This is a genomic window from Nostoc sp. 2RC (genome assembly GCF_014222165.1).
GTDB classification, from domain to species: domain Bacteria; phylum Cyanobacteriota; class Cyanobacteriia; order Cyanobacteriales; family Nostocaceae; genus Nostoc; species Nostoc linckia.
In genome coordinates, this window is record NZ_JACKZU010000007.1 from 13,017 (window position 1) to 25,240 (window position 12,224).

Sequence of the window (12,224 nt, forward strand, 5' to 3'; positions counted from 1 at the left end):
TCTGACTCCTGAATTCTGACTCCTGAATTCTGACTCCTGAATTCTGACTCCTTACTTAAAAACTACTAAAGGGAATTCGAGAAATTAAAGAAAATACACCGAATCCTACTAATAGTGCCCCACTGACTGGGTTAATCCAACCAGACCAACGGCGTAGTTCTAGCAACTTTTTAATTGAAGCAGTAAAAGTACCTGCTAAAATTAATGGTGCTACATAGCCGGCTGTATAAGAAAGTAGTAAAACAGCGCCTAAAATTAAGTCTTGTGTATTAGCAATCCAACCAAGTAAGCTAGCTAAAACAGGCGTGCTGCAAGGAGATGCAACTAAGCCGAAAGTCAGCCCCAATAAATAGGAACGCAACCCTACTGGCAAATCTTGGGAAATCCAATTAGTTTCACCCAAGGAGGGAAATTGCAGAGGTAGTGCTTCCAATAAATTCAACCCCATCAAAATGGCAATGATGCTCACAATGATTGGTAAACCAACTCCAACCTGACCGTAGACTTTTCCCACTAAACTTGCTATAATGCCTAATCCTGCGAGAGTAGTTGCCAATCCCAAAGCAAACCAAGTTGATTGTGCAGCACCTTGGAGACGGCTTTTTGCTTCATAACCGCCGATATAACCAATGGTAATTGGCAGCATAGAAAGCGTACAGGGCGTCAAGCTGGTGAGCAAGCCAGCGGCAAAGATAACACCCACACTCACTACACTAATGTGGGTCAGTTGATTAGAAACAAGGGCGTTGGCAAATTGTTCTAGTTCGTAAAGTCGGGTTTCCAAAGTTTCAAGCATGGAGTGTACCTAAGCGTGAAATGCTTACTCTGCTTGAATTTTAGCTTAAATTTAGCCATTTTGCTCCCAGGTAGGGCATTGGGCAGGGGGAAAGAATTGGGTATTTTGTGAGATGGTATTATTCAAAAAGCGATCGCCCCATCTACAACATATCAGGACACAGTTAGCCAATGAGGGTTTATATTCCGCACCACAATATTTTTTCCTGTTCAAACAAATGTAGAGACTAGCAATTGCTAGTCTCTACCTGTCTACAACCATTTTGTGGGAAAACCAAAATTTATTTGCCGTAGCAGGTTGTACCTGGAGTATTTTCGGGCTTGAACTCGTTACATTCTCTGTTATTTGGACGTTCTAAAGACCAACCGTAGGGTTTGTCGGAGGTCACAACGCCATTAGTTAAAATTGTCAATCGGTAGTTTGCCGCCCGAAAATTGGTAAACAGCAATTTGGCATCCTTTAAGTTTGCTGCTTCTAAATTAGCGCTTATGAAACCTGCATAGGATAAATCAGCTTTTTCTAGGGATGCTGATTTTAAGTTTGCACCAGTTAACGAAGCACCAGTGAGATTAGCCGAATTTAGAATTGCACCCTCTAAATTCGCACCTGTGAGATCGGCATTTGTGAGATTCACTTGAGATAATGTCGCACCACTCAAATTAGCCCCACGCAAAATAGCTCCACTTAGATTCAGTTGAGTCAGGTCAGCACCACTCAAATCGCACCTGGGACAAGCATTTGTCGCCTTCAACAGTTCTAAGTCTTGCACGTTTGATGCAAAAGTCTGCCCTGCAAAACCGAAACTAGCTAACAGGGAGACGGTGGCGACAATCTTAAGTTTCATATTTTTTACAGATATTTACAAGAATGACAACTAATGTACGCTCGGTACTGTCATAATTACATATAGAACCTGCGAAGTGAATAACAGGCATGAAGCATTGATTAAGAAGTAATGAATATCAGATAAATTATTGCGGTAGGACTACTCAAAGTAGAATCTAGGCTATACAATCGAGTCGTAAGGAACTATACCGAACCATTTATAGACTACCATATATGTGATCCCCCTAGTTCGATGAAAAAAAACGGCTAGGGGGATCTTGTTTTTAGGATAGTTGGAGGGTTGACGGTTGACGGTTGACTGATTAGGGAGTATTTATTCTCATTTTCCCAATGCCCCATGCCCCATACCCCATCTTCTTTACCTCCATCCCAAGAAACGCAATCCAGGGACAATTAAGTAAAAACTCACTCCTAACCAAAAGCTGAGAAATAAGCCTACGGAACCAAAAAAAATCAGTGGGTTGTATAACTGTGCCCAAGCTGGTTGAGTGGAAAATTCCAGCATTGCAGGTGCTAAGTTGATTAGAATCAAAGTTGCATAGGCGATCGCACTGCCAAAGGCTGCGAACACGGCATACACTATATGATGGCTGCGAAGTCCTAAACTCAGGGTAAGTAGGCAAACTCCCACCAAAATCGTTGCTATTAAGCCTTCGCCGCTGTTTTTTGGGGTTATGAATTGCAAAATCAACCAGCCGAAGCCATAACTAACGATACCCATTAAGGAAGCTACTAAAAATCGCCGCCGTTGACCAAAACACCCGGATACTGTCAGTCCCCATGCGGTTCCCCAACCAGCAGCGAGAAAAACCAAAATATCTGTCCCGAATGAGGGTTGGGTGTTGGGAACTAATTGGTTAACCTGAATCGAAAGGAATTCTACAATGCGAGGCCCCAAGCTTGTGCGATAGGCCAAAATAAAACCAGCGATCGCGCCAAAACAAGCCCCAAAACTAGTCAGCATCATCGCCCAAATTGTTGCCAAACAAGCTTTGATAATTCTCAGGATGGTTTGAACAATAAATATAATGGTTTGATTGACGCCTTGGCTAAATTGACCTAAACCTTGTTCAACGGCTTGTGTTAGCTGTGTCAATTTCTGGGAGGCTTGGGTTGAGGTTTGCTTGAGCTTGTCCTTTAGTTGGGAAAATAATCTTGGCGGTGGTAATGGTTGAGAAATCTTTGCGAGGCGTTTTTCAATTATCGCTGCATTTAAAGGACGCGATCGCACATCTTCCTGCACCATTTCATCCAGCAAGTCCGCTAACTCTGGGTTAACATTGGCTTCGGTGCGCCAGCGCAACTCACCAGTTTGCTGGTCTTCTAAATCTAAGGGATACTTGCCCGTTAGTAGTTCAATAATTGTTCGACCAAGGGCATAAAAATCCGCACCAGGCCCCACAATTCCCCCGGTTACTTGTTCTGGTGGACTGTAGCCAGAAGAAAATAATCGAGTGGAACTAGACCGCGAACCCACTTTTGAAGCGCTAACTTGTTTTGCTCCCCCAAAATCAATTAATACCAAGCGATCGCTTTTTGGTTCCCCTCCATAGGTATCCAGCATCAAATTAGAAGGTTTGATATCTCGGTGAATAATTTGACGTTTATGTAATTCTTTTAAAATCTCTACTGCTTGGGCGAACCAATTTAAAACTAAATTCTCCGGACACCCTTGGGGATATTTTTGTAATATCTCCTCTAAAGTCTTTCCATTGATTTTTTCCATCACCAGACAAGGCAGTTGGTGTGGTTTGGGGTTAAACAAATTTACCTGAAAATAACCGTCAGCTTCAACTCTAGGCACACCGGGATGCTGTAATCTCGATAAAACATCCGCCTCTTGGGTAAATAATTCCAGTGCTTTTGGTGAATCTTCAACTAATACTTTCAGCACTTTCTCAGTTTGAGTTTTTTCATCCCAAACCGTGTAAATTTGAGCAAATCCCCCCGAACCCAAACGCTGAATCGGGATATAACGGTCTAACAACTGTAGAGGTGCGCCACAGCTGTTGCAAAATTTGTTTCCCCAAGGTTGAGGATAAGGACGTTGACAATCAGGATTTATGCAGTGAACCTTAGAAAAACTGTACATCAACGCTTTTAGGCACAATGAATGCTAGCTCGTTTGATGCTCAAATCCCCTACTTTTAGCATTGTCTGTATAAATTATTGATATATTTTTATACTCAATAACTATACTCAAGCAATGCTCACCCTCTGAGGGAAGGCAGAATCAAAGCTTATATCTATCTTAAATCCTAGAAGTTGTTCATGCTCATCAATAGACCTCTTGCAATCAATTGCTTTCTGCACTCTTGTGGTCAAAGGGAAAAGGTGAGCCAGCGCGGTCTTGGGGGTTTCCCCCATGAGCGACTGGCGAACTCCGAAGGGGTTAATGGTTCGACAAGCTCACCAACCGGGGAAAGGGAAAATACCAAACCTTTTCCCCTTTCCCCTTCCCCTTTTCCCGACTTCTGCAAGAAGTCTAATAGCTACCATGACTCAACTGCTCCTGAAATTTTGCGCGTAAACATAATTACAACAATTCTGTGATGGAAAATAGGCGTTGTCTGTCTATTTGTTGCAGTTTGATTTTTTCAGTGTAAAAAGCCTGATAATAGAATTGATATTTTTCTGGTTCGGTTTCCGGATCGGTTTGCTGCCATAGTTCTAGAAAGTGGCGATAGCGTTTTTCTAGCATAACCAAATCCATGCAAGCGATCGCCGCTTGAACTACCTGCGGAGTGCGAAGTATTTCTTTTGTAGTTTTTTCGTTCAAATGAAATAAATGTGATATTAATCCCAGGTCTTCTGATAATTCTAAATATCTATTTTGTAGAGTCGAAATTAAATCTATTTGTTCCACCGCCATTTCTAAAATTTGTCGCCACAATAATCGGTGATGGGAAAGGCTAAATTGCAAATCTCGTTCATCTAATTCCTCAATAATTACTTGACGCTGTTCGGGACAATGCAAGTAAATTCGCAGTAATAATGCTTCTGCATGTTCTAAAAGACTGCGTTCAGTGGGGAGTGGGGAAACTTTTTCGCTGCTTCCCCATGCTTTTTTTGCTGATACGGGTTTGGAATATGTAGGTGCAAAAGGAGCAATTTGAGTTAATAAATTTTCCACTCGTAGCGGTATAAGTCTAGCATCGCCTAAACTGAGTATTTCTGCACAATAAGAAACATAATAATTGCGGGTATCGCTGTTAGCGATATTTTTGAGTAATTTAACTATTTGCTGAGTGACTTGTTGAAAATCAGTAGCTTGTTTTAAATCACGGTCTTGAATAATTTGTTGAATTTGCCAATCTAGCCAAAGGGGTGCATTTGCTAATAGTTGAACATAATCTTCTGGTGTTTGTTCGCGCAAATATTCATCAGCATCTTTGCCATTAGGTAAATTGAGAATTTTTAGCTGCACTTCTCCTTTATATGCTAGTTCGGCAATTTCGCCGATCGCCCTTTCGGCTGCATTGGTTCCGGCTTTATCAGCGTCAAAGTTGAGTATTAATTGTTTCGATTCACTGTAGCGTAATACTAGCCGCACTTGCTCTAGACTTAAGGCTGTACCCAGGGAGGCGACGGCGTTATTAATTCCAGCCGCGTGGAGGGCGATGGCATCAAAATAACCCTCCACCACCACGGCTCGATCCTGTTGGGAAATTCCGGTTTTGGCTAGATCCAGGGCAAATAATGTTTTACCTTTACTAAAAAGTTCGGTTTCTGGGGAATTTAAATATTTTGGTTGTTCCTCAGTTAGAGTTCTACCGCCAAAAGCAATAACGCGTCCTTGGACATCGCGGATGGGAATCATTAAGCGATCGCGGAACACATCATAATAACTGCCCCCTTCCTTGCGTGGTTTAATCAAGCCGGCTTTTTCCACCAGTTGCACTGGATAGCGTTTGTCTTCCACTAAGTAGCGATAGAGAGTTTCCCAACCTGCGGGGGCGTAACCCAAACCAAACTGCTGTATTGTTTCTTCTTTAAATTTGCGGTTAAATTGCAAATATGCAATTGCCTTTTGCCCTTGGGATTGTCTGAGGGCGTGTTGATAAAACTGCGCCGCAGAAGCCAGAACTTCATATAATTGTTCCCGCAAAGACAGCTGACGCTGTAATTCTTGGCGTTGTTCGGGTTCTAAGGTTTGTACGGGTATTTGGTAACGCCGTGCTAAATCCAGCACCACCTCAGCAAAAGAACGCTTTCCCAATTCCATCACAAACTTAATGGCATTTCCCCCGGCTTGACAGCCGAAGCAATAATACATTTGCTTGGTTTGGCTAACGGTGAAGCTGGGAGATTTTTCATCATGGAACGGGCATAACCCGACAAAATCTTTCCCTCGCTTCCGTAAAACTACGTACTCAGAGACGACATCGACAATATCAGCTCTGAGTTTAACTTCTTCAATTGTATCTGGGTGTAAGCGGGGGATTTGCATAATATTGGGCATGGGGCATTGGGCATTGGGCATTGGGCATGGGGCAAAGGGCAAAGGGCAAAAGAAAGATCCCTCCTTTTCCCTTTAACCTTTCCCCTTGTCCCTTGGCGAAGCCATTTCCCTACTCCGTTGTCCTATCAACTTTGGAGAAATAACAAAGGACAAATTACTTTCGACTTCTGATAGCTATTATATTGTTGTTGCGAAGCCACCAATTATATCTAAAATTGCTTACGTTTAATTTTATCAGAGGAAATACTGTAGATGGGACGTATTTTTATATCGGCGGCTCACGGAGGCAAAGAAGCGGGAGGAATCGATCCGGGTGCGATCGCTGGTGGTACAACTGAAGCTAAAGAAATGATTTTGTTGCGGGATTTGATTGTTACGGAATTGCGGGCGCGGAATTTTGAAATTTTAGCAGTTCCCGACGATTTAAGTGCTGCCGACACCATCACCTGGATCAATTCCCGTGGACGCCGGGGTGATGTGGCGCTAGAAATTCAATCTGATGCAGCTAGCAGTCCTGCTGTACGTGGGGCGAGTGTGTTTTACATTGCCAATAATACTGAACGCAAAACCAATGCCGAACAGTTACTCGTGGCACTGTTGCGCCGCGTACCCCAATTACCAAATCGCGGAGTCAAGCCAGATACAGACAGTGGATTGGGTAGTTTGGCATTTTGTCGCCGCACAACCCTTCCGGCTTTGTTAATGCAAGTGGGATTTCTCAGCAGTCCAGAGGATCGGGCTTTGCTGCAAAGTCGTCGCCGTGATTTTGCTTTGGGAATTGCTGACGGCTTGGTATCTTGGAGTCGTGTAATTGACCCTACCGGAACTCCCACAGAACCAACTTACCCAGCAATTAATATTAATATTAACGGGCAAAATTATTCCGAGCAAGGAATTTTAGTTAATGGTAATGCTTACATTCCCATTGATTTAGTAGACCGTCTGCGAATAGATTTATCAAAAGCACCAAATGTCAATCGAATTACCTATCGCAGAATAGTTTATGTCAAAGCGATCGAACTCCGAGATTTTAATATTGCAGTCAGCTGGGATGCTACAACTCGTACCGTCAGCTTGCGATCGAATTTAATAGTTTGTACTGGTCAATTAGACCGGATAATTTCAAACGGTAATACCTCAGAAATACAGTTACAATTATTCCTCAGGAATAATAATGAAAATGCTTTAGTAAAGTTTCCCGATATCGCAAAACTTTATCGGGAGGAAGCAGGTATAGAAGGGGTAAATTATGATATCGCCTTTTGCCAAATGTGTGTCGAAACTGGATTTTTAAGATTTGGTAGTGATATTAAACCCGAACAAAATAACTTTGCTGGTTTGGGTGCTATTGGTGGTGGTTCTGAGGCTGCATCTTTTCCCAGTGCCAGAATAGGAGTCAGGGCACACGTGCAACATTTAAAAGCTTACGCTAGTTTAGAACCTTTGGTACAGGAAGTTGTAGACCCTAGATTTCGCTTTGTAACGCGAGGAATTGCACCATTAATTGACCAACTATCAGGACGTTGGTCAGCAGATTTAGATTATGGTGCAAGAATTACAGCAATGGTGAAACGATTGTATGAATCAGCAGGACTACTTTGAGTTTTGAGCAACTACAGTTTATGTGGTGTTTTATGCTATTGATAAATCTCATAAACTTGATATAGCAATCCTATTTTATTGATGAGAATTTTGGTGTTTACTGTCCTTTATCATTGGTCATTTTTACTTGGTTTTGTCTCACAAATGATTTAGGATTGCTATAGTAATTAAGAAGACAGACCGTGAGCACTCCATCAAAAAATAAAGCGTTAATTGCAAATGATATCAGTAGTTTAGAGTTGAGAAGCCTCGCAGAAATATCAACTGGAAACTTACTTGCAGAAGTGGATTTTCGTCGTACTGTAGCAAGTTTGCAGCTAACACAAAATAAAAAAGCATCGATGGGCCAGTTTCTTACCCCAGCTTCAGTAGCAGAATTGATGGCTGGGATGTTTGATAGGCTAGATTTGCCTGAAATTTCCTTGCTAGATGCCGGAGCTGGAATCGGTTCGTTACTAGCGGCTTTTGTCAACAAAGTATGCCAGCAAAAACAGACTTCAAGTTTGCGTATTGTCGCCTATGAAATCGATCCTTTTCTAATTGGATATTTGAGCCAGACTTTAAAACTATGCGAACGGGAATGTCAACGTGTAAACATTTCTTTCAATTACGAAATTCGTGAAATTGATTTTATCAAAGATACAGCTAAGCGGCTTGAAGTTAATTTATTAAATAATACACATCCAGCAGAATTTACCCATGCTATTCTCAATCCACCTTATTTGAAAATCATTTGAATTATTTTCATAAAGATGGGCGTGGTCTTAGCCATACCTTGGCTTGTGGGCTTGCAGTTTATCTTAATTCAACTTTAGTTGATTTATTTTTTCGGTTGTTCAATGGACATACTCAAGTAAATGCAACAGATTTGCGAAAATTAAAGTATCCGACATTGGAACAATTATTGTCTTTAGGAACGGAGATTAAAGAACGCTTTCCCTCTGGGTGCGAAATCGATCTACTTGTGCAAAATAAGTTATTGAATATGTCAAATCAGTCCGACAAAAATCCCATCAAAATTAAGTCTCGAATTGACGAAGCACTGCAAATATTAAGGCAATTGGGCTTTCCACGACGACAGCTTAACGAACGCTCAGCTTTAACCCTTCTGGCGTTACTTGACTTAAAACCGACAGACTCTTGGAATTTAGCGACTTCTCCTTTAATGGGAATTACGCCAATAATGGACTTTATGGCTCAGCATTATGGTAAAACTTATAAGCCCAATACACGAGAAACAGTTTGCCGCCAAACAGTACATCAATTTCTAGATGCTGCTTTGATAGTTGCAAATCCAGATAATCTGAGCCGCCCTATCAACAGTCCAAAAACTGTCTATCAAATTGAAGAAAGTGCGCTCGAATTATTACGAACCTATGGTACTAATGAATGGGAGAAAAGCATAAGCACTTACCTGGCTTCCATTGAAACTCTCAAAAAGCAGTATGCACAAGAACGGGAGATGTCCCGTATTCCGATAGTAATTGCAGGAGAAATTAAAACTTTATCACCAGGTGGTCAGAATATTCTGATTGAAAAAATTATTAACGATTTCGCTCCACGTTTTACTCCTGGTGGAAAGCTAATTTATGTTGGTGATACCGATGAAAAATTCACACATTTCGATGAAGCAGCATTAACGGATTTAGGCGTTACTATTGATTCTCATGGCAAAATGCCAGATGTAATTATTCACTTGACAACAAATAATTGGTTAGTGCTAATTGAAGCTGTAACTTCACACGGGCCAATTAATGCAAAACGAAAGAAGGATTTGGAATCTCTATTTAAAGGCGTCAAAATCCCTTTAGTTATGGTAACAACATTTCTCAGTCGCAAAGCAATGGTAGAATACCTACCAGAGATTGCTTGGGAAACAGATGTTTGGGTTGCTGAAGATGCAACTCATGTAATTCATTTTAATGGCGAACATTTATTGCAGGCTTACGAAATATAGCTAGAATTCAGGCTGATTTAAAAAATCGAATGATTTCTCGTACATGATCGAGAAATTGTCCGTCAGTTGAAAGTTGAGCGATCGCACTTCTAGCTTCTCTTCCTAAACGTTCGTGTTCTGTGTGATTTATTGCACGTAATTCTTCTAAATTAGCCACAATTCTGGCTAAATCTCTGCGAGTTTCTTCTGCAAAACGTTGTTGAGTTGCTGGTAATGAAGATGGTTGTTCTGGGTTAAGTTGATCCTCTAAAGATTGCACTTTTTGTTCTAAATTATAAAAGCGATCGCGCAATTCCATAATATCTTCGCGGGGATACTTCCATTCTTGGCGAATCATCGCTAACCTTGCATATAAATACTCATAAGCCCGAATCGCTGGACGCAGAATTGTTAATAACAAAGCTGCACCAGAACTCACATATCCCACTGTACTAATACCAGTGACAGCGAGAGTATAAAGACCAACGGCTGAGAGTAAGTGTAAAGCAATGGCAACCCAAAGCGATCGCTTTGCCAAAACTGTGACATACTTCACTTGTTTTTCATCGACTGGAATTTCTTTTTCCCTAGATTGTGCTGCTTCTGCTAATACTTCTTTAGCTTGAAAATGCACATTCCACGGTACGGTCACAATTACCAACAACCACCAAAAACTTGCACCGCCAATCACCCAGTCCAGAAAGCTACCAGCAGGTATGTGCAACCATTGGAGTAATCCAAAAGCAGCCAGCACCACAATTACAATGCTGGCAATGGAACTGATAAAAAAGTTAATATACATTTTGTATTGTCTCCGATGAAACTATCATTTGAGAATCAGAATTCAGAATTCAGAATTCAGAATTCAGAATTCAGAATTCAGAATTAATATGGCGTATTTTTTCCCTTATCAATTACGAATTATGTTGACCGTCAACAGTCAACATCGATATTGTTCGCAACTGAAACAAGATTGCTATATTTTTATCGTGACTATAGCCCAGCAGTTTTACTGAAATAATTGTGATGCTTTTTTTTATTGCACACACCATCTTTTGCATGAGATGGCTACACCAAATAGGCTAAGTATCTTTTGCACCTTTTTGTAAAAATTAGTAACACAAATGCTTGTGATAGTTTTTATAGCTGCACATATACTAAGATTAACAAGTTCAAAATTCAGAACTAAATAAGTTCGTACAATAAAATCAAACTATCTTAAAAAAAGAAACTAAGTTGCCTTGGCGACTAGAATTCGCGCCTACACAGACAAAACCTTAATTTTCCGTTAGTCCACCTCCGTGGACTTCTCTGCGAGAGGCTACGGGAATGTTTCTGTAGTAGCGAATTCTGTTCGCATTTTCCAACATCATCTAAAACCCTTATCCCTATTGCCTATTACTTATTGAATGAGATAACTACGCCAAATTTGTTGAATATTTTTACTATTTTTATCTGGAAGCAGCAGTCGCCAAGTTTTACCTTCTTGCTGAATTTGCAAGTAAAGGTTAAAGGGTTTTTTTGGTTGTGTTAAGCTTCGTTTTGGTAACTTAAGAATTAAATCGTATGTTCCCTGAACGCGAAAAGCTGGTAAATTTTCTATAGTTAGGGGTTGTTCTTGGGTAATTGATAGCCGCTTGATTTCAAATCCTTGAAAATCTAGATCCAACTGCTGATTAAGCTTTTGTTGAGTTTGTTCTAAGTCTAGTGCGATCGCTTTTTGCACTAACTCGCTAGTTGGTAACAATCCAATGGTGCCACAAGCCGTCAATAGCACCAACAATATTACTGTTAAAAGCAACCGCACCATATTAATCCTCAGAAACCCCTAATCAGCGATAGTATAACTGTAGATTCCCTAAATTTTCTCATCTACCATGCCAAAACAGTCCATAGGTCTTGATAACCAACTATACAATTATCTTTTATCCGTATCGCTGCGAGAACCAGAAATTCTTTGGAAGTTGCGTCAAGAAACCGCGAACCATCCCAATGGCACAATGCAGATTTCGCCAGAACAAGGGCAGTTTATGAGGTTTTTGGTGCAGCTGATTGGAGCGAAGAAAACCCTGGAAGTTGGTGTGTTTACGGGTTATAGCTCACTTTCTGTAGCTTTGGCGCTACCAGATGATGGTAAGATTATTGCGGCTGATGTGAGTGAAGAATTTACTGCCATCGCCAGACGGTATTGGCAAGCAGCTGGGGTAGCCCATAAAATCGATTTACATTTAGCGCCAGCCTTGGAAACTTTAGATCGATTGTTAGCAACTGGGCAAGCCGAGACATTTGATTTTGCCTTTATCGATGCTGATAAAGAAAATTATGATGGATATTACGAGCGATCGCTACAATTAGTGCGTCCAGGCGGATTAATTGCCATTGATAATGTTTTGTGGTCAGGACGCGCTGCTGACCCACAATTCCAAGATGAAAGTACCCAAGCAATTAGGGCATTAAACGAAAAGTTACACCATGACGAACGCGTAATTCTTTCTCTTGTCCCCATTGCAGATGGGCTGACTTTAGCACTTAAACGACGTTAGTATATTTTCATACATTTGCTTTATTTGATTGTCATTAGT

10 protein-coding genes are annotated in these 12,224 nt (G+C 41.0%); 4 read left to right on the top strand and 6 right to left on the bottom strand.

The window, feature by feature from the left end; genetic code table 11:
- Nucleotides 1-55 precede the first annotated feature (55 nt).
- The 4 genes from GNE10_RS01865 to dnaG form a co-directional block, all read right to left on the bottom strand.
- Nucleotides 56-796, bottom strand: coding sequence for a cytochrome c biogenesis protein CcdA (locus tag GNE10_RS01865; RefSeq protein ID WP_185563403.1), 741 nt, complete (start codon nucleotides 794-796; stop codon nucleotides 56-58).
- 280 nt (nucleotides 797-1,076) lie between these two features.
- The gene (locus tag GNE10_RS01870; protein WP_185563404.1) at nucleotides 1,077-1,640 is read right to left on the bottom strand and encodes a pentapeptide repeat-containing protein; all 564 of its coding nucleotides are present in this window, start codon (nucleotides 1,638-1,640) and stop codon (nucleotides 1,077-1,079) included.
- A gap of 360 nt (nucleotides 1,641-2,000) precedes the next feature.
- Nucleotides 2,001-3,734, bottom strand: a complete 1,734-nt coding sequence (locus GNE10_RS01875; RefSeq protein ID WP_185563405.1) for a serine/threonine-protein kinase — start codon at nucleotides 3,732-3,734, stop codon at nucleotides 2,001-2,003.
- Between the two features lie 444 nt (nucleotides 3,735-4,178).
- Nucleotides 4,179-6,092: a DNA primase gene (dnaG, locus tag GNE10_RS01880; protein ID WP_185563445.1), complete on the bottom strand. Its 1,914-nt coding sequence runs from the start codon at nucleotides 6,090-6,092 to the stop codon at nucleotides 4,179-4,181.
- Between the two features lie 264 nt (nucleotides 6,093-6,356).
- Here dnaG and GNE10_RS01885 point away from each other — a divergent pair, with 264 nt between their 5' ends.
- The 3 genes from GNE10_RS01885 (at nucleotide 6,357) to GNE10_RS01890 (ending at nucleotide 9,663) form a co-directional block, all read left to right on the top strand.
- Entirely contained in the window at nucleotides 6,357-7,706 is a 1,350-nt protein-coding gene (locus GNE10_RS01885; RefSeq protein ID WP_185563406.1) for an N-acetylmuramoyl-L-alanine amidase, read from the top strand.
- A 182-nt stretch (nucleotides 7,707-7,888) separates the two neighbouring features.
- Nucleotides 7,889-8,443, top strand: coding sequence for an N-6 DNA methylase (locus GNE10_RS35690; protein ID WP_311774782.1), 555 nt, complete (start codon nucleotides 7,889-7,891; stop codon nucleotides 8,441-8,443).
- Nucleotides 8,440-9,663 (top strand): BsuBI/PstI family type II restriction endonuclease, encoded by a 1,224-nt coding sequence (locus GNE10_RS01890; RefSeq protein WP_260446715.1) that lies wholly within the window; start codon nucleotides 8,440-8,442, stop codon nucleotides 9,661-9,663. Before GNE10_RS35690 ends, GNE10_RS01890 begins: the two co-directional genes overlap by 4 nt.
- Nucleotides 9,664-9,670: 7 nt before the next feature.
- Here GNE10_RS01890 and GNE10_RS01895 read toward each other — a convergent pair whose 3' ends face one another.
- Nucleotides 9,671-10,444: a hypothetical protein gene (locus tag GNE10_RS01895; protein WP_185563407.1), complete on the bottom strand. Its 774-nt coding sequence runs from the start codon at nucleotides 10,442-10,444 to the stop codon at nucleotides 9,671-9,673.
- Between the two features lie 600 nt (nucleotides 10,445-11,044).
- On the bottom strand, nucleotides 11,045-11,452 hold the full coding sequence (locus tag GNE10_RS01900; protein WP_185563408.1) for a hypothetical protein: 408 nt from the start codon (nucleotides 11,450-11,452) through the stop codon (nucleotides 11,045-11,047).
- A gap of 67 nt (nucleotides 11,453-11,519) precedes the next feature.
- Between GNE10_RS01900 and GNE10_RS01905 the strand changes: the two genes are divergently transcribed.
- A complete protein-coding gene (locus GNE10_RS01905; protein WP_185563409.1) occupies nucleotides 11,520-12,185 on the top strand; it encodes a class I SAM-dependent methyltransferase in 666 nt (221 codons plus the stop codon).
- The last annotated feature ends 39 nt before the right edge of the window (nucleotides 12,186-12,224 follow it).